General features: G+C 44.6%; 20 protein-coding genes. 8 read left to right on the top strand and 12 right to left on the bottom strand.

The genetic code is table 11. The annotated features are described in order from the left end of the window. Positions 1 to 271: 271 nt before the first annotated feature. Together proC and NFI81_RS20910 are read left to right on the top strand one after the other, a co-directional pair. On the top strand, positions 272 to 1,075 hold the full coding sequence (proC, locus tag NFI81_RS20915; protein WP_234615179.1) for a pyrroline-5-carboxylate reductase: 804 nt from the start codon (positions 272 to 274) through the stop codon (positions 1,073 to 1,075). A 50-nt stretch (positions 1,076 to 1,125) separates the two neighbouring features. Continuing rightward, positions 1,126 to 2,037 carry a DUF1338 domain-containing protein gene (locus tag NFI81_RS20910; protein WP_234615180.1) on the top strand — a complete coding sequence of 304 codons (912 nt, stop codon included), beginning with the start codon at positions 1,126 to 1,128 and terminating at the stop codon, positions 2,035 to 2,037. Here the strand turns inward: NFI81_RS20910 and NFI81_RS26535 are convergent, their stop codons facing one another. From NFI81_RS26535 to NFI81_RS20900, 3 genes are read right to left on the bottom strand one after another with little or no spacing between them, the layout of a single operon-like run. After that, on the bottom strand, positions 2,038 to 2,322 hold the full coding sequence (locus tag NFI81_RS26535) for a type II toxin-antitoxin system RelE/ParE family toxin (protein WP_374759489.1): 285 nt from the start codon (positions 2,320 to 2,322) through the stop codon (positions 2,038 to 2,040). After that, the gene (locus NFI81_RS20905; protein WP_234615181.1) at positions 2,306 to 2,545 is read right to left on the bottom strand and encodes a hypothetical protein; all 240 of its coding nucleotides are present in this window, start codon (positions 2,543 to 2,545) and stop codon (positions 2,306 to 2,308) included. Before NFI81_RS20905 ends, NFI81_RS26535 begins: the two co-directional genes overlap by 17 nt. Positions 2,546 to 2,602: 57 nt before the next feature. Then, positions 2,603 to 4,543: an SGNH/GDSL hydrolase family protein gene (locus tag NFI81_RS20900; RefSeq protein ID WP_234615182.1), complete on the bottom strand. Its 1,941-nt coding sequence runs from the start codon at positions 4,541 to 4,543 to the stop codon at positions 2,603 to 2,605. 94 nt (positions 4,544 to 4,637) lie between these two features. Between NFI81_RS20900 and NFI81_RS20895 the strand changes: the two genes are divergently transcribed. Continuing rightward, positions 4,638 to 4,928, top strand: a complete 291-nt coding sequence (locus NFI81_RS20895; RefSeq protein WP_234615183.1) for a hypothetical protein — start codon at positions 4,638 to 4,640, stop codon at positions 4,926 to 4,928. A 42-nt stretch (positions 4,929 to 4,970) separates the two neighbouring features. Here the strand turns inward: NFI81_RS20895 and NFI81_RS20890 are convergent, their stop codons facing one another. The 4 genes from NFI81_RS20890 to NFI81_RS20875 form a co-directional block, all read right to left on the bottom strand. Further along, positions 4,971 to 5,849, bottom strand: coding sequence for an NAD(P)-dependent oxidoreductase (locus tag NFI81_RS20890; RefSeq protein ID WP_234615184.1), 879 nt, complete (start codon positions 5,847 to 5,849; stop codon positions 4,971 to 4,973). Between the two features lie 20 nt (positions 5,850 to 5,869). Then, complete coding sequence (locus NFI81_RS20885; protein ID WP_234615185.1) at positions 5,870 to 7,483, bottom strand: acyl-CoA carboxylase subunit beta; 1,614 nt, start codon at positions 7,481 to 7,483, stop codon at positions 5,870 to 5,872. Positions 7,484 to 7,606: 123 nt separating this feature from the next. Next, positions 7,607 to 8,572 carry an MlaD family protein gene (locus NFI81_RS20880; protein WP_234615186.1) on the bottom strand — a complete coding sequence of 322 codons (966 nt, stop codon included), beginning with the start codon at positions 8,570 to 8,572 and terminating at the stop codon, positions 7,607 to 7,609. A 41-nt stretch (positions 8,573 to 8,613) separates the two neighbouring features. Further along, positions 8,614 to 9,408 (bottom strand): N-acetylmuramoyl-L-alanine amidase family protein, encoded by a 795-nt coding sequence (locus NFI81_RS20875; protein ID WP_234615187.1) that lies wholly within the window; start codon positions 9,406 to 9,408, stop codon positions 8,614 to 8,616. A 117-nt stretch (positions 9,409 to 9,525) separates the two neighbouring features. On the opposite strand from NFI81_RS20875, the gene NFI81_RS20870 reads away from it, so the two are divergent. After that, complete coding sequence (locus tag NFI81_RS20870) at positions 9,526 to 12,384, top strand: putative LPS assembly protein LptD (protein WP_234615188.1); 2,859 nt, start codon at positions 9,526 to 9,528, stop codon at positions 12,382 to 12,384. Positions 12,385 to 12,453: 69 nt separating this feature from the next. Here the strand turns inward: NFI81_RS20870 and NFI81_RS20865 are convergent, their stop codons facing one another. Further along, entirely contained in the window at positions 12,454 to 12,846 is a 393-nt protein-coding gene (locus NFI81_RS20865) for a DUF1573 domain-containing protein (RefSeq protein ID WP_234615189.1), read from the bottom strand. A 209-nt stretch (positions 12,847 to 13,055) separates the two neighbouring features. Between NFI81_RS20865 and NFI81_RS20860 the strand changes: the two genes are divergently transcribed. From NFI81_RS20860 to NFI81_RS20845, 4 genes are read left to right on the top strand one after another with little or no spacing between them, the layout of a single operon-like run. Continuing rightward, entirely contained in the window at positions 13,056 to 15,464 is a 2,409-nt protein-coding gene (locus NFI81_RS20860) for an alpha-ketoacid dehydrogenase subunit alpha/beta (protein WP_234615190.1), read from the top strand. Beyond that, complete coding sequence (locus tag NFI81_RS20855; protein WP_234615191.1) at positions 15,394 to 16,071, top strand: sugar transferase; 678 nt, start codon at positions 15,394 to 15,396, stop codon at positions 16,069 to 16,071. Before NFI81_RS20860 ends, NFI81_RS20855 begins: the two co-directional genes overlap by 71 nt. A 33-nt stretch (positions 16,072 to 16,104) precedes the next feature. Further along, the gene (locus NFI81_RS20850) at positions 16,105 to 16,776 is read left to right on the top strand and encodes an acetyltransferase (RefSeq protein WP_234615192.1); all 672 of its coding nucleotides are present in this window, start codon (positions 16,105 to 16,107) and stop codon (positions 16,774 to 16,776) included. Further along, positions 16,703 to 17,830 carry a DegT/DnrJ/EryC1/StrS family aminotransferase gene (locus NFI81_RS20845; protein ID WP_234615193.1) on the top strand — a complete coding sequence of 376 codons (1,128 nt, stop codon included), beginning with the start codon at positions 16,703 to 16,705 and terminating at the stop codon, positions 17,828 to 17,830. The genes NFI81_RS20850 and NFI81_RS20845 overlap by 74 nt, the downstream gene beginning before the upstream one ends. 50 nt (positions 17,831 to 17,880) lie before the next feature. Here the strand turns inward: NFI81_RS20845 and NFI81_RS20840 are convergent, their stop codons facing one another. The 4 genes from NFI81_RS20840 to NFI81_RS20825 all read right to left on the bottom strand — a co-directional run bounded on the left by NFI81_RS20840 (position 17,881) and on the right by NFI81_RS20825 (position 20,376). Continuing rightward, complete coding sequence (locus NFI81_RS20840; protein ID WP_234615194.1) at positions 17,881 to 18,750, bottom strand: FKBP-type peptidyl-prolyl cis-trans isomerase; 870 nt, start codon at positions 18,748 to 18,750, stop codon at positions 17,881 to 17,883. Between the two features lie 76 nt (positions 18,751 to 18,826). Next, a complete protein-coding gene (gene nth / locus NFI81_RS20835; protein ID WP_234615195.1) occupies positions 18,827 to 19,489 on the bottom strand; it encodes an endonuclease III in 663 nt (220 codons plus the stop codon). Positions 19,490 to 19,553: 64 nt separating this feature from the next. Further along, entirely contained in the window at positions 19,554 to 19,802 is a 249-nt protein-coding gene (locus tag NFI81_RS20830) for a hypothetical protein (RefSeq protein WP_234615196.1), read from the bottom strand. After that, the gene (locus tag NFI81_RS20825; RefSeq protein WP_026632052.1) at positions 19,777 to 20,376 is read right to left on the bottom strand and encodes an RNA polymerase sigma factor; all 600 of its coding nucleotides are present in this window, start codon (positions 20,374 to 20,376) and stop codon (positions 19,777 to 19,779) included. The genes NFI81_RS20830 and NFI81_RS20825 overlap by 26 nt, the downstream gene beginning before the upstream one ends. Positions 20,377 to 20,703: the final 327 nt, after the last annotated feature.

The raw sequence follows: 20,703 nt of genomic DNA, 5'->3' as shown, positions 1-20,703 counted from the left end.
AATTTCAGGACTTTAAAAAAACGCATTATACCCATTTTTCAAAACATTTTGCCTGATAAAAAATGTAACACGAAATATTATTTTTCACCTTGCCAAAACTTCGGAATTCCTGAAATTGAGCACCGCAATAACGGCATATGTTTTCTAACATGCCTCACATGACATTCATTCCCTTGTAAATTTTCGCAATTTGTTTTTCCGGAGCCAATTATTGTTTAAAAGTTACGTAATTCGCTCAAAACCTTGCGATACAAATTACATTGACCTTCACATGAAAATTGCAATAATCGGCTGCGGAAATATGGGAATGGCCTTCGCCCGCGCCTTCCTGAAATTTGATCTGGTAAAAAACGAAGACTTTTTATTGGTCGAAAAAAGCGAAGACCGCATGGAAAGCCTCAATGCTTTTCAGCCAGGCGTCATTACCGGCGTCATCGGCCCGCAGATCAGCGAATATGACCTGATTATTTTATCGGTTAAGCCGCAGGATTTTACCTCTGTTTCAACGGCCTTGCGTGAAGTGGTGACGCCAAAGCAGGTTGTGCTGTCCATTATGGCGGGTGTAACCATTGAAATTATACAAAATGCACTTGATCATAAAGCAGTAATCCGCGCCATGCCAAACACGCCTGCAATGCTTGGAATGGGCATTACGGCTTATTCCGCGTCGCCGGAAGTGGACCTTAACCAGCTGAGAAAAATTGAAAACCTGATCAACGCAACGGGCCGGTCTGTGTTTTTGGAAGATGAGGATCAATTGAATGCGGTTACGGCATTAAGCGGCAGCGGGCCTGCTTATTTTTTCTATGTGGTGAAAGCCATGATCGAGGCGGGCAAGCAAATGGGTTTTGAAGAGTCTGTGGCGGCATTATTAGTAAAGCAAACCATGCTGGGATCCTTTCATTTGATCAATACGGCGGACAAATCTCTGGATGAGCTGATTAAGGCAGTTGCTTCGAAGGGAGGAACGACGGAGGCAGCATTAAGGCAATTTGAAGCCGGGCATTTGGATGAAACATTGAAAAACGGCATCATTGCCGCGCAAGCAAGGTCAACCGAATTGTCAAAAGGCTAGATTGGCGCGAAGCTCCGTTTCTATTTGATAATCAACAAAAAGATTAAAATATGAGCTCAACACACCACCTTGAGACACTCGACATTGTTCTGAACGGATTAATGCGCCGCTACAAAGAACGCGTCCCAGACGTGGGCGTGATTTTGAATGCTATGGCGTCGGAAGACATTGTAAGCAGCGCCGATAACATTGAAAATGACCACATTGCATTTCGGACAATGGGTGTTCCAAATCTTGGGGTTCAATCATTTGAAAAGATTTTCCTGCATTACGGTTATCAAAAAAGGGACCATTATTTTTTTGAGGGCAAGAAGTTGGACGCCTGGTGGTATAGCCCGCCAAGGGAAACCGACCCGCGCATTTTCGTCAGTGAGTTGCGGGTGAATGATTTGTCAGAAGAAAGCCAACGCATTATCAAAAGTTACACCGATGAAGTAACCAGCGATCCGGTTGACGCACTGGACCTGGACAATGGCGAAGAGGTAGACGCATTTCTCCACAGACCGTTATGGCGCACACCGACCGTGGTTGATTACAAATCGCTTTTGCAGGAAAGTGAGTATGCTGCCTGGGTTATTTACAACAGATATTATCTCAATCACTTCACAATCAGCGTACATAACCTGCCGGATGGTTATAACACTGTCGCGGCATTTAATGAATTTCTGGAAAAGAATGGCATTCGATTGAATACTTCTGGTGGAAAAATAAAAATCAGCCCGGATGGCGGCCTGCTCCAAAGTGCAACGGTTGCCGAAATGATCCATGAAGAATTCGCAAACGGTGAACATTTAGAAATCTCCGGTTCCTACGTCGAGTTCGCAGAACGAAAAGTCTTGCCCCACTTCCAAAACATCCCCCCAGCCGAAATCACAAGAAAGCACAGACGCGATGGCTTCGAAGCGGCTAATGCTGATAAAATTTTTGAGAGTACTTACACAACGCAGACTGGGAAAAGTTAATCAGGCGTTGTCTCTTTTTGTATTTCGAATGGTCAGAACTTTTATAAGCTGGTCCGTGACCTGATAATAGATGATTGTGTGCTTATTCAAAACACATTCTCTCACGCCAGCTTTCGTAGCGGACGCTCTAAAAATAAATGGCATTTCACTAATCAATTTGAGCTGATCAGTCAGCCTAATCAAGAAATCAATTTTTGATTTTTCAGAAAAGTTTTCTCCTAAATAAGTTGAGATCTCTTCAATGTCGCCTCTGGCTCTATCAGACAATCTAACGTTCAATGCCATGCGAAGACTTCATATAATCAAAGAAATCAGAATCGCGGCCAGCATCAAAGTCAGCTAGTCCTACATTAATAGCAGATTTAGTCTGGTCATCCAAATTATGCCAAAAATCCTCTTGAGATTTCGCCTCCCGGGAAAGCAAAATCAGATATGCCTGCAAAACAGTAGAATCCTCAATGCTATCAATAAGCGCATGAAGGCTGGTTTTAAGATCATTTTTGCTCATACCAATTCATTTTATCACTTCCAAGTTACGTAATATCTATTTCGAACAAAAACGAGCTCATTCATTCACTAAAAAATAAACAATCCGACAAGCATTCCCTGTGCTCTTCTCGTTCTTTTCGCTGGCAATGGTTAAGTGCAATTTGTGTTTGCCCGAGGAGAGTTCGTCGCTTAGCATCAGATACCAGGGTAAGTGCAACTGGTTGCTCCATGGGGTGAAAAAGTCAAGGGTTTGGGGTTTTTTGCCGTCGATGGTGTACGTTATTTTTCCTGCGTCCGGGCCTGAGATGATGGCTATTCCTACGCCCCGGCCCTTGAATTCAAAGTCGAGTGACGCATTTGGCTGTTCGCCAACTAGCATTGGGACATTTACAAAGCCGGGCCTGGTTGGTGTTTTGTCTGCTGGCTTCCAGTCGGGATTGAGTGTAAATCCTTTTAGATTCTTGGCTTCTGCGACTTCGTGATAGCTTCCTTTTTCGTAGGAAAACCTGTCCATTGGCGCGGGCAGCTTGATCGCATTTGTGGCGGCGCTGCTGTCCGTTTTGAGTAGCTCTTTAATTGTTTGAAAATACACTTCCTGACCATAGGGCGAAGGATGCAGGTCTTTAAAATCGTATTTCCAGGAGAATTCGCCTGCTGTGATCCGATCATACACTTCTTTTGCAAGGTTAATGTAGGCCGTTCCATAATGCTTCGCAACGCGCTCGTGGACTGCAACTTCCACCGGCTCTTTTCCTTTTTCGTAATCCGCATTTTTACCTGGTTCTGCAAATGCCATTAATACTGCGTTCGCATTTGGATTTGCAGCATACAAATGCCTTAATATGCCTTCCAAGCCTTTTATCTGCGCTTTTTCACTAAAACCATTTCCCCGGTCATTCACCGCTGCTTCCAGGAAAAGCAAATCGGGCGTGCCCTTCGCCAACACATCGCGTTCAAACCGGAATGCATGCGGCGTGCTCCCCAGTGACGGAATGCCGGCTGCAATGAAAGTGAAGTCAGTTTCAGGGAAATGTTCTTTCAAATATTGAGCTGTTTTGTCCCGCCAGCCAGGGTTATGCGTGATAGATCCGCCCAGGAATGCCACTGTGCCTTTTTTCTCTTTTCTGAATTTTTCAAAAGCATTGCCTAAACCCTTATTAACCTGAATATAAGGCATATGCGAGAGGTTTTTTTGTACAGGAACACTATGCTGCTCAATAAAATTGGCAAAATATTCGGGATGCTCTATGGGAAAGTGATGCCCTTCCATTTCCTGCTCGCCGCGCGTCATCGGATAAACGCTGATGGGCCCGCCCAGCTGCATGTAGTTTTTTACCAACAAATCGCTGTTCTCCTCAGCCGGAACATGCTTGTCTTTCAGGCCAATAGCATGAATTATCGGGACTTTATAAGATGCCAGCCCAACGAGATCATTCAAAGGAATGTCCGTAAACTTCGCTGCTTCATCCTCTGTAACATTGAAGAGTTTTAACCATACAGCCCAGTCTTTTTCTGATCCCAACCCTTTTCCCCTTCCTCCCGGCCAGCTTTTGGGATCACAAACGGGCGCTTCGGCATAAATGCAGCTTACCTTATCGGGATTGCGCTTTGCCCAGCCATACACATACAATCCACCGCGACTTACGCCTTCCAGCGCCACTTTGGGTGCAAACTGTTTTTGATTTACCAGATAATCATAAAAAGCATCCCAAACCTGCATGGCTTTTGGGTGCGCAAACATGTCATTGGTATTAATATAGGCAATGTGGAAACCGCGCGAAAGCAAAATACTGTCCATTTCTGTATGCCAGGTTGGGAAATGCGCGCGCCACACCCAGGGGTTTCCGGCAATGGCCTTTTGCGGCTTTACAAACCAGGCATTTTTGTTTTCAAAAGTGAATTCCACCTTCTCAAATCCCTTCCAGATTGATACTTTTTCGGTGGGTTGAGCGGCAATAAACGGTCCTGAAACCAATAAAACCGCAAACCAAATCCCAATTAAAATGCGCTTTGTCATGCCGGATAAAGGAAAATTTGATCCGGATTTACCGGTAAACTTGCACACTTGGTATGATATTTTAGGTGTTAATGCGAAACTATATTAAAGACTTATGGATAAGATCGAAAAGTATAAGACCATGGAGAAGGTCCTTCGTGAAATAGAGGACTTGAAAAACAGTGAGACCGCAGTTATCAAGAAAATTGGTCAGATCGAAACAGAGAACATGAATTTGAACGTTCAAGGTTTGGATAAAACACTAAGTGAAATCTACGACGGCATTTACAAAAACCTTGAACTCGTAGAAGGTCTCCATACCTCTTTCACCGAAACTGTTGCTGACTTCAAAGAGAAGAATAATATAACTGATGAGATGTTACTTGAATTTAGTGAGAATAATTAATTCTTACTATTAAGTGAAAAAGGCTGCAAATGCAGCCTTTTTTTATGCCCCGGCGTCATCGGAAGCGCCTTGTGCCAGCGCGCTCCAGTCCAGATTGTTCCGCTTTTTGGCTAGTGCAGAAATAAACCGGTTACGGATCAGATCGGCCATTGGCATGGGCACATTTACATCTGAGGCCGTTTGTAGTGTAAGATTAATGTCTTTGAGACCTAATGCGAGCTTGAATGCAACCGGTTCGTAAACATTATTGGCAACAAATTTTCCGTAATTCTGAAATATCGGCGCTGCGAACAATGTCTGGGTAAGCATTTCATAAATGCTTTGCCGGGAAATGCCGTTTTTCTCGGCCATTGTGAAAGCCTCTCCCATCATTTCCAAACTCGCTGCGATCATGAAGTTTCCAGCCAGCTTCACCACATTGGCCGCGCCCGGATCTTCGCCAAAATCATAAATGCCTTTCACAAAACCCTGCAAGATCGGCTTGGCGATTTCCTTTGCTGCCGCTTTTCCTGAGATGGCAATGTTCCCTACTCCGGCAACTACGGCTTCCGGCCTCGCAAAAATCGGTGCGGCAATGTAAGTGGCTTCATACCAGTCATGTATCTGGCTCAGCTGGCGGGAAGTTTCAGGTGAAATGGTGCTCATGGAAATATGAATGCCGCCTTTGCCGAGTTTTTCAGCCAGTTCCATAGAGAAAATTTCTTCGACCACTGTATCATCAGCAAGCACAGAAATAACGATTCCGCCTGTCTCAATGGCGTCTATCGCATTCTCAACGACTTTTGCGCCTAATCTGGCCAAAGGATCTGCTTTTGAAGCTGTTCTATTCCAAACGGTTAGCTGGTAACCCGCTTTAATCAGACTTTCTGCAATCGGTGTTCCGAGGTTTCCTAAACCCAGGAATGCTATTTTTTCAGACATAATGTTAACGTTTAGTAAAATCAAACCTGCATTACCCCAACATTAAAAGGCTTCTCGATCGGAGCCTGATCTGCTGCTGCAATGCCCAAAGAGATAATTTTCCGCGTTTCGACCGGATCAATGATGCCGTCGACCCACAATCGTGCCGCGGCATAGTAAGGTGATAATTCCTGGTTATAACGATCTGTGATTTCGTCCAGCAATGCTTTTTCAGCTTCGGGAGTGATGGTTTCGCCTTTTGCTTTTAATGTTGCGGTTTGCACTTGCAAGAGCGTTTTTGCGGCTGTTGCGCCGCTCATCACTGCCATTTGCGCTGTGGGCCAGGCAAATATCAATCGCGGATCGTAAGCTTTTCCGCACATCGCATAGTTGCCCGCGCCGTAAGAGTTGCCAACGATAAAAGTGAATTTCGGAACAACTGAATTGGCAACGGCATTCACCATTTTAGCGCCATCCTTGATGATCCCGCCTTGCTCTGCGCGACTTCCTACCATAAAGCCCGTTACGTCATGGAAAAAGATGAGGGGAATTTTTTTCTGGTTGCAATTCATAATAAACCTTGCGGCCTTATCTGCCGATTCGCCATAAATAACACCGCCCATCTGCATTTCACCTTTGCCCGATTTGACCACTTTGCGCTGATTGGCCACAATTCCGACAGCCCAACCATCCACGCGCGCGTAAGCACAAATCAATGTTTTGCCATAATCGGGCTTGTATTCGTCAAGTTCTGAATCGTCTACAATGCATTCCAGAATTTGGCGCATGTCGTACGGTTTCAGTCTGTCGGTGGGTAAAAGTGTATAAATTTCTTCGGGATTTCGCCTGGGTTGTATGGGTGTTTTTTTATCAAAACCTGTTGAAGCGGGCCTTCCTATTTTATCAATGTGCCGCTTGATCGCGTCCAGACATGATTTATCGTCCGGAAATTTGTTGTCGGTTACGCCGGAGATTTCGCAATGCATGGAAGCGCCGCCTAATGATTCGGAATCCACATCTTCGCCAATGGACGATTTCACCAGATAGGGTCCGGCCAGATACACGGAACCGGTTCCTTCTACAATGAATGCTTCGTCGGACATGATGGGTAAATAAGCCCCGCCGGCCACACAACTGCCCATAATGGCGGAAATCTGCACGATCCCCATTGCGGACATTTGCGCATTGTTCCTGAAAATTCTTCCGAAATGTTCCTTATCTGCAAAAACTTCGGCTTGCATCGGCAAATAAACGCCCGCGCTATCCACCAGATAAATGACCGGCAAGCGGTTTTCCATGGCGATTTCCTGTGCGCGGAGATTTTTCTTGGCAGCAATCGGAAACCAGGCGCCTGCCTTCACAGTGGCATCATTGGCCACAATCATGCATTGTTTTCCTGACACATATCCGATGCCTGCAACCACTCCACCAGACGGACATCCGCCTTCTTCCGCATACATGCCATCCGCTGTAAATGCACCGATTTCAAGAAAATAAGAATCCGTATCAATCAGATAATCAATCCTTTCCCGGGCTGTAAGCTTGCCTTTTTTGTGTTGCGCTTCAATTTTCTTGGGACCGCCGCCGAGTTTGACATGCTCATATTTTTGCTGAAGAACCTGAATCAATTGGGGAAGACTATCTTGACTGGTCATATTGATGAAGTAAAGTAATTCGTCGCTGGCCCGGAAGGTCAGGTTTATTTCCAAAAATAAAAAGTCGTTTACCCGTAAGCAAACGACTTCAATTTTATTTAATAATGCTGAAACCTGAAATTTCTATTTAATAACAGTGGTTGTGTCGAGTGGAGATTCCGCGGGTCCTTTGTCTTTTTTACCAAAAACAGAAATGTTAATGTAACGTTTTGGATGTTCACGCAGGTTTGTCAGAAGTTTGTTAAGGCTTACCATCGTGCGATCGATATTGTTATAAAGCGTTTCATCCTTGATTAGCTTTCCGGCAGTTCCTTTGCCCGATTCAACACTCGCCAGCAATGTATGCAGCTCACCAATGGTCCTGTTCGCATTCTGAACCGTTTCCCCGAGCCGCAATGCATTCAGCGAGTCTGCTAATGTGCCTGTTTTGGCAAGAAGCGGTTTCAGTTCTTTTTCTGTCTCCACCAAAGAAGTTGAAAGCTTATTCAAATTCGAAGTTAATGCGACCAGGTTAGCGCGATTTTCATCCAGTAACCCCTGCAAATTCGTCCCGGTCTGGTTGTAATTTCTAAGAACCTGATTCAAGATCAAACCTGTTTCCTTAAAACCCATCACAACTACATCCAGGTTTTTGATAAGCGAGTCGGCGTGATTGACCAGCGGTAATGCTTGCTGTTGCAAAACAGCCGAAATGCCCGCTTCTTTGCGAGAAACTAGTGTATCGCCCTCTTTCATGGCCGGGCCTGTCCCTATGGCCAGATTAATCACTTTCCCACCCAGTAAGCCGCCGTCGGCCAGTATCGCAGCCGTTCCGCCGGGAATAACAACGCCTTTTTGCACATCAATACTTACCAGTAACTGGTTTTTTCGATTTTGCAAAAGCTTGATTTCCTGCACACGGCCTACATTCAAACCATTCAGCAACACAGGGTTCGATGCGGTGAGACCGTCAATGTTGTCGTAAAGCACATAGTATTTATGGGTTCTGGAAAAAACGTCGGAGCCTTTTAGGATGTGAAAGCCGAAATATAACATCACAATGGCGACGACTGCCATTATTCCGACTTTTGCTTCTCTTGATATTTTCATGGGCTAATTAATTGAAATCGAAATATAAGATATAACCCTATTTAACGGTCCATATCTTTTTTATAAGCCATAAATGCCTGGTGAATGGATTCAGCAACTTCTTTCTGGCCATCCTCTGAGCCCAGATAGGCTTCTTCATCAGGTGTGGATAAAAAGCCAGTTTCGATCAGAACGCTCGGCATAGCACATCTCCATAACACCAAAAACCCGGCTTGTTTCACGCCCCGGCTCTCCCGGTCGGACACAGATTGAAATTTCTTTTCGATCAGATCTGCCAGGCGGAGACTACTGGAAATGAATGCGCTTTGATAATTAGCAAGCATGATGTGCGCCAGTGGAGAATTGGGATCAAAACCCTTGTATTTTTGCTTATAGTTCGTTTCCTGCAAAATAACCGAGTTTTCACGCTTCGCAACGTCGAGGTTTCCTTGTGTTTTGTGTAAACCCATTACGAATGTTTCGGTTCCTCGCACCGATCGGGAGCTGGGCGTGGCATTGCAGTGGACAGAGATAAAAAGGTCTGCATTGTTGCGATTTGCAAAAGCGGAGCGCTCTCCCAACTCAATAAAAACGTCAGTTGATCTGGTATATAGTACTTTTACGTCAGGAGTTTCTTCTTTGATCCTTCGCCCAAGTTCCAGAGCAACTGCTAACGCAACGTCTTTTTCCTTGGTAACACGCCCCCGGGTCCCAGGATCTTTTCCTCCATGGCCGGCATCAATGACGACCGTGTTTACTCTACTGGATTTTGCCGGAGCGGGATCATCTTGAATAACAAAAGCGAGACTTGCAAAAAGGGTGCTTGCGACAATTACTAATTTAAGAACTTTTAACATTATTTTTTAATTAGGGCGTTACTCGTAAGAGGTTTCTCTGCTAATTTTGAAATTCGTTATGCAAAAATACGCTATTTGTTAGAACTGAAAAGAAAGGCGATTATTATATCGTCAGTAGTGGCAGCGTTTCTTATATTCAGCACAGTGTCCTGTGTACAGCAACGCACTAAGAGAACCGGGAAAAATCAGGATAAGCCGAACGTTACACGTTCGGCTAAACAGACAGCGGATTCTCTCCTTGCTGTTAAAAATCAAGCTGGCGCCGACACAACCGGTGCCGGGAAGAATGCTACGTCCAAAAGTGGTTCGGTAACATTAGGGGATACTTCGCTCACCAATAACGGATTAACTGACTCCACGGCGGTAGATTCTTTGTCGAATCCGGACGATCTGCAAAACACCGTTCAATATACAGCGGAGGATTCGACGATTATGGACGCGGTGCTCAAACAAGTCCACTTGTACGGCAATGCGGAAGTGACTTATGGAACCATTAACCTGAAAGCTGCTTATATCCGCCTCAATTGGGTCACGAATGAGGTTTATGCAATCGGAATCCCCGATCCTGCCGACTCTACTTCCAAAAAAACGATCGGCGATCCGATATTTCAGGATGGGCCTGAAACTTACAATACCAAGGAAATCCGATATAATTTCAAGTCAAAAAAGGCCTTGATCCAGGGCATTGTCACCCAGGAAGGCGATGGGAACATTCGTGGGGAAAAGGTCAAGAAAGACGCGGAGGGCAATTTTTACATTCGCCACTCCATTTATACAACCTGTAATCTGACGCACCCGCATTATTTTATCAATGCGCCGAAGATCAAGATGGTGAATAAAAAGCAGGTTATTTCCGGGCCTTTCAACCTGGTTATCAGTGATGTTCCGCTTCCAATCGCGCTGCCTTTCGGTTTCTTCCCCTTTCCAAAAAAGAAGGAGAATGGAACCTCGGGCATTCTTTTTCCTACTTATGGAGAAGAACCTAATGGTCGTGGTTTCTATCTGAGAGAAGGCGGCTATTATTTCGCCATCAGTGAGTACATCAATGCTTCGGTTACGGGACAGATTTATTCTACGGGAAGCTGGGGATTGGGCGTTGCTTCCACCTATTCCAGACGTTATCAATACAATGGTAATTTCGCATTGCGGTTCAACAAGAATAAGTCAAGCGATGAGGTTGACCGGGACCTTGGGCGTGGACAAACCAATGATTTCAGCATTATCTGGTCACATGCGCCAAGGCCGCGTGGCAATTCGCAATTTTCTGCGAATGTGAATGTCAGTAGCAACAGTTACAATCAGTTGCAGGAATTTGATACGCAAAAATATATTTCGAATGTGGCGAGTTCTTCGGTGCAGTATAACCGCACTTTCGGGCAGTTTATGCGGGCAGCGGCCAGTTTACGCGTAAACCAGAACTTCGGACAAATTGACCCGACTGATGGAATCAAAAAAGGCGGTAAAACGAACATTTCGACCGATTTCAGCTTTGGCGTTAACCAGATTGCACCATTTGCATTGAAAGGTGGTAGAGGACGCTGGTATGAGAGCTTCCGTCTGGGAATGGATTTTAGCGGAAATTATGCATTGACAAACTCACTGACCGCAATTGATACTTCCTCCTCGAGTCTGGGTTTTTCCATCATTAACAATGTTGATCCAACGCGCGCCAACACTGCAAAAGTGGTGGCTTTTAATCTGGACAATCTTCCCGAAATGCTGAAAGACGCGCAGTTTACTGGTCGTTACAGCTTGCCTATTTCACTGCCCAACTTTAAGATTTTAAGGTTTGTGAATGTTACGCCGAGCCTTTCACTACAAGGTGAAGTTTTTACCAAACAATACGCTTATTCAGTTGAAAAAAATCAGGTCCGCATTGATACATTAAGGCAAGCGGGAACAGAATATTCTTACAATTTCGGAGCCGGGGTTAACACTCGTTTTTACGGGACATTCTTCGTCAAAGGCAAGCGACTGGAAGCAATTCGGCACACCGTTATTCCTTCATTATCATTTACTTACACGCCGGATTTTACAGGTGATGCTTTTGGTTTTTATCAAAAAGTAAACATTAAAAATCGCGGATTAGACAGAGAATATTCATTATCGCGGTTTAGAGGCGTAGGAACAGGCGTAAGCAACGGGCGCGCTTCGAGTGTCATTTCTTTCAGTTTAAACAACTCATTTGAAATGAAACTCAAAACCAAAAGTGACACGGCTGCACAGCAATTTGAGAAAATATCACTGCTGGATAACCTGAGTTTGGGAGGAAATTATAACCTGCTGGCAGATTCATTAAATCTATCCAACATTACGGTTAACGCGAATGCCCGGATTGGTAAAAACCTGAATTTAAACTTCAATATGAACCTGGACCCTTATGCATATGAGGCAAATCCACGGATTCTGAGTAATCAGGTTGGAACTAAGGTGAACAGATATGCCATCACACAAGGACAAGGATTGGCAAACCTGCAAAATCTGGGCTTTACATTAGGAACGAGCTTTGCGCCGAAAAGCTCGGATAAGGCCAAAACGGTGCCCCCCGCAGCAAACGGAAATCCAACCGTTACGGAGGAGCAGCGCGAATTCATTGCCCAGAACCCGGAACTGTACGTGGATTTCAATATTCCCTGGAATGTGTCTCTGAACTATAACTTCGGCTTAACCAAACCAGGGCTTTCAAAAGCACAACTTATTCAGGCTGTTCAGGTTACGGGTGACCTTAGCTTATCCAAGAATTTTAAAGTCAGTGTAAACACCGGTTTCGACTTCACCGCATTTGAGCCTACCATTACATCATTAACCCTTTACCGCGACCTGCATTGCTGGGACATGAGTTTCAGCTGGACGCCGTTTGCGGGAAGCGCCTCTCGGGTAAGCAACTATAACTTCACATTGAAAGTGAAATCCAGCATTTTGCAGGATTTAAAAGTGACGCGCCGCCGCTCATTCTACGACAGATCTGCTTATTAACATTGCAGTAGGGGCATAAAAAATGGCCGCCCAGTCAGGACCGCCATTTTCACCAAATATCGTCTCGGATTATTTGGAAGATTTTGTTGCTTTCGGAACCACTTCACCGTTCAGGTACAAAGTGATTGAACCGCCTTCTGTGTTACTGAAAACTGTTACAGGCTTATTAAAAGGACCTGCCGCTGCGGCATTAAATGTAGCTTTTACAGAACCTGTTTTTCCCGGAAGAACCGGCTCTTTTGACCAAACTGGCGTTGTACATCCACAAGACACGGTTACATTGGAAAGTACAACAGGATCAGATCCCGTGTTAGTAAACACAAATTCATGTGTTACAGGCGTTCCTTGTGGCACTTTACCAAATTTGTGCGTTTCTTCTTTGAATTTCAACACACCTTTTTGCGCAAAACTAACGGTGGACAAGCCTACCAATAAAACCAGCGCGGAAAAAAATACTTTCATGATACTAACTATACATTTAGTGGTGAAAAAAGTAACTAGCAAACAAGATTAAGTTATAAAATTTAAATTTAATAATCATTAACCAATATTAACAATGCCACTGAAAGTTATACGTCCCACTGTGGTGTTTATTATTTTCCTGCATAATTTTGGCTTGCATTCAAAAAAACGTAATTTAACTACGGATTCATTCCAAGTAAATTTTGCTTATGCTTCAAAATGATAGTTTGACCGGTTCCAGTGTGTTGAGTAAGGAGAGTATCACCAAAGACTATCGCCTTGCTTGCGAAAGTCGTCAGGTGAGTTTGCTGGGAAGGAAGGATACAATGGGTGGCCGTTCTAAATTTGGCATTTTCGGAGATGGTAAGGAGGTGGCCCAGATCGCATTGTCAAGGGCATTTAAGATGGGTGATTTTCGCTCCGGATATTACCGCGACCAGACCATTGAAGCGGCGCTTGGCAACATTAGCTGGCAACAATTTTTTGCACAAATGTACGCCCATGCCGATCTGGAACATGAGCCAAGTACCGGCGGCAGGTCCATGAATGGGCATTTTTCGACAAGATGGCTGGATGAAAACGGAGACTGGCTGGACCAGACCAAGCTTTATAATTCGGTTTGTGATATCTCTTCCACTGCCGGGCAGATCCCACGGGCTGTGGGGCTTGCATATGCTTCTAAATTATTCAGGGCCAATAAGGATCTGCACTATCTGACCAATTTTACGCGTCAGGGGAACGAGATCGTTTTTGCGACAATTGGCGATGCTTCCACTTCCCAGGGCATGTTCCTGGAAGCGATGAATGCAGCCGGCGTTCTGCAAATTCCACTGCTGACTTCCGTGTGGGATGACGGTTACGGCATTTCTGTTCCTGTTGAATACCAGACTACAAAATCAAGCATTTCCAAAGCGCTGGCAGGTTTGCAGCGCAATGAGGAGGAGCCGGGATTGGAAATATTTACGGTAAAAGGCTGGGATTATCCAGCCATTATTGAGACATATCAGCGGGCTGCAACGATTTGCCGCGAAGAGCAGGTTCCCGTTTTAATCCATGTTACCGAGCTCACGCAACCACAGGGACATTCCACTTCCGGCTCACATGAGCGATACAAATCGAAGCAGCGGTTGAAATGGGAAAATGAGCGGGATTGCAACATTCTTTTCCGAAACTGGATCCTGCAAAACGGATATGCAACGGATGAAGAGCTTGAACAAATAGAAATTGAAGCCAAAGAAACTGCGCATAATGCGCGTAATCAGGCCTGGCAGGCTTACCGTAAGGAACTCGACAAAGAATATCTGGAAACGATACAACTTTTGCAGGACGTCATGCGCTCGAGTTCCCATGCCGATGAACTGAGCAACATTATCCTCGAACTAAGCAAAACATATCTTCCTGTAAGAAGGGATATGGTTTCCAGCATTCGAAAAGCGTTGCGACTGCTCGGAAGAGAGGATAACCCGATGAAAGATGCACTAAAAACATCTCTTCAAAATAGCCTGAAAGACAATACATTGCGTTTCAGCACCCATCTTTACAGCGACTCTGCAGAATCCCCGTTAAATATTGCCGAAGTAAAACCCATATTTTCCGAAGACAGCCCTACGGTTGACGGCAGGGAAGTTATCCGCTCTTATTTCAACTCGCTTTTCGAAAAAGATCCGCGTGTTGTGACCTTGGGCGAAGATGTTGGCTTTATAGGAGACGTGAACCAGGGTTTGGCAGGCTTGCAGGAGAAATTTGGCGAATTGAGGATTACGGACACCGGAATCCGTGAAGCGACGATCGTAGGCCAGGGAATTGGCATGGCAATGCGCGGATTAAGGCCGATTGTTGAGATCCAGTATTTTGACTACATCTATTACGCACTGGCGACGCTCACCGACGATCTGGCAACATTGCGTTACAGGACGGCTGGCGGACAAAAAGCTCCGTTGATCATTCGTACGCGCGGGCACAGGCTCGAAGGGATCTGGCACTCTGGTTCGCCGATGGGCACCATGCTGAGCAGCCTCCGCGGCATCCACGTTATTGTACCACGAAATTTCGTGCAAGCCGCCGGATTTTACAATACATTAATGAAAGGCGACGACCCGGCTTTGATCGTTGAGCCGCTTAATTCTTACCGTCAGAAAGAAATTTTACCAGACAACATCGGCGAAATCTGCGTCCCTTTGGGCGAACCTGAAATAATTCGTGAAGGAAATGACATTACCATTGTGACCTACGGCTCAATGTGCCGTATAGTAATGGAAGCCGCTGCGCAATTGCAAAAATCGGGCGTTGAAGCAGAGGTTATTGATGTGCAGACTTTGTTGCCTTTTGACATTCACAGCCGCATTGCTGAGTCTGTCAAAAAAACCAACAGGGTTATTTTCGCTGACGAAGATTTGCCGGGAAGTGCTTCTGCTTATATGATGCAGCAAGTTGTGGAAAAGCAAAATGTTTACCGCTGGCTGGATGCTGCCCCAATAACCGTTTCGGCGAAAGATCACCGTCCTCCCTATGGATCGGATGGCGATTATTTCTCAAAACCCAATGCAGATGACATTTTTGAAGCAGCCTACCGAATCATGCGAGAAGCCAACCCGGACCATTACCCGGAGCTTTTCTGACATTGTTAATGCAGTTTATTTCAAAATAGGAAAGAGAGTTTTAGATATATTTTTAGCGGCGACCGGACTAATCATCCTGTCGCCGCTTTTTGTTTTCATCTACTCTGTCCTTTGGTTTGAAACCAAAGGCAATGTGTTTTTCTTTCAGCTAAGACCCGGATTGAATGAGAAGATTTTTGTTTTGAACAAATTTCGGACATTAAGTGATGTTCAAAGGAAATCATATCTGCCAAATGATCAGCCTGTTGTCTTACCATTTGGCAGATTGTTACGCCAATCTTCACTAGACGAGATCCCGCAACTTTGGAATGTATTAAAAGGCGATATGAGTCTAATCGGGCCGAGACCATTGCTTCCTGAATATCTCGACTTGTATAATCCTGAACAACACATGCGCCACGATGTGCTGCCCGGCATAACAGGTTGGGCGCAGGTTAACGGACGTACGGCGATCGCCTGGGAAAAGAAATTTGAACTGGATATCTGGTATGTAAAGAACCAATCTTTCGGACTGGACATGAAGATCTTGTATTTGACCTTCATAATGATATTCAAAAGACCAGGTAAACAAACACATTCCTCATTCAAAAGATTTACCGGCTCATAAGTACATCATGTTTCACACACATTTCTACAATCTATGCTCATATACGGTGCAGGCGGTCACGCCAAGATTATTATTAGTTTGCTGATGGATTCAGGCGCTTCTGTAAAAGCGATTTTTGATGATGATCCAGCTAAACGGATATTTGAAGGAATCGCAGTTATTGGTTCTTATGATCCCGATTTGCATATGAATGAAGCATTGATCCTGGCAATAGGCGACAATGCTTCGCGCGCACAGCTAGCCGCGAAAATCGGTCATCGCTTCGCAAACGTATTTCATCATTCCTCCCTGATTAACCGCAATGCTCACTTTGGCTCAGGCAATGTGATTTTACATCGCGCTGTTATTCAAACCGATACGATCATTGGGAACCATTGCATTATTAACACCGGCGCAATAGTCGAGCATGAATGCAAGATTTCGGATTTTGTCCACATCGCTCCCGGATCTGTGCTTTGTGGCAATGTTACTGTTGGCGAATGCACGTTAATCGGCGCAGGAAGTGTCGTCGTCCCGAATGTTGTCATCGGAAAAAATTGCCTGATCGGTGCGGGAAGCGTCGTCACGAAAAATATTCCCGACGGAGCCATTATCCGAGGAAATCCTGCAAGAATCATTAAACAAACACACTATGGAAAAAAGAATCTGGCTCTCGCCACCGCATATGGGCGGGACGGAAATGACTTACATTCAACAGGCCTTTGAATCAAACTGGATAGCGCCCGTTGGCACAAATGTGACCGCTTTTGAAAAGCAGATTGCGGAGTTTATCGGTTTTGGACATGTTGCAGCATTGTCATCGGGGACCGCGGCGTTACACCTTGCGCTTGTTATGCTTGGTGTTGGGAAAGGCGACGTCGTGATTTGCCAGTCACTCACATTTGCAGCAAGCGCAAATCCGGTCGTTTATCAAGGCGGCATTCCCGTTTTTGTCGATAGCGAACCGCACACCTGGAATATTTGTCCGGATGCATTGGAACAAGCCATCAAGCAATGTTTCAACAAAGGAAAAAAGCCAAAGGCGATCATTATCGTGCATTTGTACGGAATGCCCGCGCGTATCGGCGAAATTTTGGCATTATGCAATTACTATGACATTCCGTTGATAGAAGACGCTGCCGAGGCGTTAGGTTCGGAATATAGAGGTCGAAAAGCAGGCTCTTTCGGCACTTTTGGCATATTCTCCTTCAATGGGAACAAGATCATTACAACATCGGGTGGCGGAGTGCTTTGGTCCGCTGATTCTGAGGTTATCAATAAAGCGAAATTCCTGGCGGCTCAGGCGAGAGATCCTGCTCCACATTATGAACATTCGGTAATCGGCTATAATTATGGCCTGAGCAATGTTTCCGCAGGAATAGGAAGAGGGCAAATGGAAGTTTTGAAAACACGAATCGCGCAGAGAAGGGCTATCTATGATTTTTATCAAAAAGCATTACAAAATTTACCGGGACTAAGCTTTCAGAACGAGTCGGCCGAATGCTTTTCGAATCGTTGGCTAACTGCTTTATCATTTGATTTTCAACAATCGGGGATTTCGCCAGAAATGCTGATGGCGGAATTAGAAAGCAGGAACATTGAATCCAGACACTTGTGGAAGCCAATGCACTTACAGCCCGTTTTCAGGGACGCTCTTTACTTTGGTGGCACCGTGGCTGAGCAACTGTTTCAAACGGGAATTTGTTTGCCCTCTGGTTCAAGCCTGTTACCGGGGGATTTGGAACAGGTTAGAGACGCGATTATTGAGCATTTTACATAAAAAATGTCCGCGAAGTAGATTCGCGGACATTCCGTATTCAACTGATATTATTATGGTTGCATGACCTCAATCTCGAACTGCAAAGGCGTATAAGGCAAAATAGTATTGTATCCGCTTTTGCCATAGCCTAAGGCAGACGGGAAAATGATAAGTGCTTTTTCTTTGAAACGCAACTTCCGGAGTGCACGGTCAAATCCGGGAATCGTTCCAGCCGATCCTGTGGTGAAAGTGCTCGTCCGCTCATCGAATTTTGTGTCATCGAGTAACCTGCCAACGTATTTGACACTAACAGCTTTTCCTGCGGGAATAGTATCGCCAGTTACCGTATTCGTGCGAATGATAACGAGGTTATCTGCGGTTCTTTCAATATTGGCCGGTTTATAGCCCTTCGCAGCGATAAAATCATCAATCTGCTGCGGCTCTGTGCGGGTTTTTAAGAATTCAACTTCCAAACGGATTGGTGAATAGGCCGGGATATTCACTTTATCCACATTTCCTGACGCCAGATAGAAAGGCAAGAAAAATGTTGTTTTCTCACCTGTTCTCATCAAAAATATGCCTCGTTCAATGCCTCCCCAATATTGATAACCTTCAACCGGAAAAGTAAATGTCGTTTTGCTGTCGACTGTGGATGAAACAACTTTGGTTCCATTGAGCAAATAACCTGTGTATTTAATGGTTGCTGCATCGCCTCTTCTTGCTAGCTGGCCACTTGGGTTGGCAAGGCGGGTGATATAATATAATCCCGAGCTGTCTCTGATGGCTTTCGAACCTGCGCTGTCCGTTTTAAGATAGTTCTCGATTGCAACCTCGTTCTCTTTCACTTTTGCAGTGTCATCCGTATTGTCCGAATCCATACAACCCGACAAACCGACAAGCAGGGCAAATACGATGATCAATGATAAATTAATTCGCTTCATTTCTTTTCCTTCTTCTTTAAATTAGTGGGAACTGTTATTTTAGACAGAGATGCGTATGAGCCCGAAATGGTTGTAATCAGGATTGAAAAAGAGGAACATTCACATTCTTTTCAAAATATTTACAACTGGGCGATAAGGGGCATTGCATGCATTTAGGGTTTCGGGCGAGGCAAATGTAACGGCCATGCAGAATAAGCCAGTGATGTGCTTTATGAACGAGATTTCTCGGAATGTATTTCAAAAGTGCTTTCTCGACGGCCAACGGTGTAGTTGCGGTAAGCGGAACAAGCCCGATGCGCCGCGAAACCCGAAAAACATGGGTATCAACTGCCATTGCTGGCTGATTGAAAACAACAGAAGCAATCACATTCGCTGTTTTACGTCCCACTCCCGGCAGCTTTTGCAAGTCTTCTATTGAAGCCGGAACTTCTGAGTTGAATTGCTCAACCAGCATTCTCCCCATCCCTATCAAATGTTTTGCTTTGTTATTGGGGTAGGAAATCGAGCGGATATAAGTAAAAACCTCTTCCACATTGGATGCTGCCAATGCTACGGGATCGGGAAAACGTTCAAAAAGTGCAGGCGTAACCATGTTTACGCGCTTATCTGTGCATTGCGCAGAAAGAGCCACCGCGACGAGTAACTCGTATGGGCTTCCGTAATGCAACTCGGTCTCAGGTTCAGGAAAGTTATTGGTAAAATAATCAAGGAAGAACTTGAATCGGTCTTTTCTAAGCATACGGAAAATCCTGCCTGCAAATTTTACAGGTGGTTACAAATTAGAACAAAAAAAGACCCACCTCTTAACAAGAAAGAGCGGTGGGTCTTTTTGGTGAAAATTGTTGAGAATATCTGAAGACTTTGTTAACCGACTGATCCGAAGGGATCCGAACGATTTTGTCCATCTGGCTCTGAATATCAAGCGAGTCCAGATAAAAACTCATCAAATCATTGTCAAGCGCTAGCGCCTCAACAATCAGGTCATTTTCATTCTCTGTTGTCTCGGCATATAAATACCTTACAACATCATCGTAGGTAAAAGTTTTTGTCATACTGTGGGGCACGTTGGTTGAATTGCTTACGCAAGTTTATCAACGCGTAACGCATCCTGCCCAATGCCGTATTAATGCTCACTCCTGTTGCATCGGCAATCTCCTGAAAACTCATGTCCTCATAGTGGCGCATGATCAGGACTTGCTTCTGAACATCAGGTAACCGCTGGATCATCTCCCGCAGTTGCTCGTGTGTTTCCTGACGAATCTGGATTGACTCAACGGAATCCTCCGAAAAATCCAGCGTATTGAAAACACTGCTTCCATCTTCAAATACTACATTGGGGTAGCGTTTATCGCGTCTGAAATAATCAATGGCGAGATTGTGTGCGATACGTATAATCCATGGCAGGAATTTGCCCTCATCATTATATCTACCACCTTTTATCGTGTCAACGGCCTTAATAAATGTATCCTGCAATAAATCTTCGGCTACATACTGGTCTTTGACAATTAGATAAATAGTGGTGTATATTCTTGATTTGTGGCGCTGAACAAGCTTTTCAAATGCCTTCTCATTACCGCGGATATACAAGGTTACCAACTCACTGTCGCTAACTTGGACTTTCTCCATTTTTACTATTCGATTTAGTTAACGTAGAGCGGTTCGTCGATATTGTTTCTCCTTTCTGTTTAGTGAAATAATGAACTGTCTTTTCTGTATTTTGAATTATACATATCAAAGAAATGGATTTGAAAAATAATTTGCAAATCTTTAGGTTTCTTTTTTTTGTAAAATAAATTTCATTAACAACTGTTAACAACAAACCCCTCATTTGAAGAATATACGTGTACTGACTATACACCGTGTTCTTATTGCAATAATTAATAGAACTTATCGAATGACTTACGTTAACGTTATGGTGTTTGGATCACTTCTAATTTTTTATTTATGATTTTT

Origin of the sequence: Dyadobacter fanqingshengii, from assembly GCF_023822005.2 — a bacterium.
Classification (GTDB): domain Bacteria; phylum Bacteroidota; class Bacteroidia; order Cytophagales; family Spirosomataceae; genus Dyadobacter; species Dyadobacter fanqingshengii.
This window is presented reverse-complemented; position numbering and strand designations above follow the sequence as displayed.

Coding starts and splice junctions, on each gene's coding strand:
- proC (WP_234615179.1), top strand. CDS start 272: ATGAAAATTGCAATAATCGGCTGCGGAAATATGGGAATGGCCTTCGCC.
- NFI81_RS20910 (WP_234615180.1), top strand. CDS start 1,126: ATGAGCTCAACACACCACCTTGAGACACTCGACATTGTTCTGAACGGA.
- NFI81_RS26535 (WP_374759489.1), bottom strand. CDS start 2,322: ATGGCATTGAACGTTAGATTGTCTGATAGAGCCAGAGGCGACATTGAA.
- NFI81_RS20905 (WP_234615181.1), bottom strand. CDS start 2,545: ATGAGCAAAAATGATCTTAAAACCAGCCTTCATGCGCTTATTGATAGC.
- NFI81_RS20900 (WP_234615182.1), bottom strand. CDS start 4,543: ATGACAAAGCGCATTTTAATTGGGATTTGGTTTGCGGTTTTATTGGTT.
- NFI81_RS20895 (WP_234615183.1), top strand. CDS start 4,638: ATGGATAAGATCGAAAAGTATAAGACCATGGAGAAGGTCCTTCGTGAA.
- NFI81_RS20890 (WP_234615184.1), bottom strand. CDS start 5,849: ATGTCTGAAAAAATAGCATTCCTGGGTTTAGGAAACCTCGGAACACCG.
- NFI81_RS20885 (WP_234615185.1), bottom strand. CDS start 7,483: ATGACCAGTCAAGATAGTCTTCCCCAATTGATTCAGGTTCTTCAGCAA.
- NFI81_RS20880 (WP_234615186.1), bottom strand. CDS start 8,572: ATGAAAATATCAAGAGAAGCAAAAGTCGGAATAATGGCAGTCGTCGCC.
- NFI81_RS20875 (WP_234615187.1), bottom strand. CDS start 9,408: ATGTTAAAAGTTCTTAAATTAGTAATTGTCGCAAGCACCCTTTTTGCA.
- NFI81_RS20865 (WP_234615189.1), bottom strand. CDS start 12,846: ATGAAAGTATTTTTTTCCGCGCTGGTTTTATTGGTAGGCTTGTCCACC.
- NFI81_RS20860 (WP_234615190.1), top strand. CDS start 13,056: ATGCTTCAAAATGATAGTTTGACCGGTTCCAGTGTGTTGAGTAAGGAG.
- NFI81_RS20855 (WP_234615191.1), top strand. CDS start 15,394: ATGACATTTTTGAAGCAGCCTACCGAATCATGCGAGAAGCCAACCCGG.
- NFI81_RS20850 (WP_234615192.1), top strand. CDS start 16,105: ATGCTCATATACGGTGCAGGCGGTCACGCCAAGATTATTATTAGTTTG.
- NFI81_RS20845 (WP_234615193.1), top strand. CDS start 16,703: ATGGAAAAAAGAATCTGGCTCTCGCCACCGCATATGGGCGGGACGGAA.
- NFI81_RS20840 (WP_234615194.1), bottom strand. CDS start 18,750: ATGAAGCGAATTAATTTATCATTGATCATCGTATTTGCCCTGCTTGTC.
- nth (WP_234615195.1), bottom strand. CDS start 19,489: ATGCTTAGAAAAGACCGATTCAAGTTCTTCCTTGATTATTTTACCAAT.
- NFI81_RS20830 (WP_234615196.1), bottom strand. CDS start 19,802: ATGACAAAAACTTTTACCTACGATGATGTTGTAAGGTATTTATATGCC.
- NFI81_RS20825 (WP_026632052.1), bottom strand. CDS start 20,376: ATGGAGAAAGTCCAAGTTAGCGACAGTGAGTTGGTAACCTTGTATATC.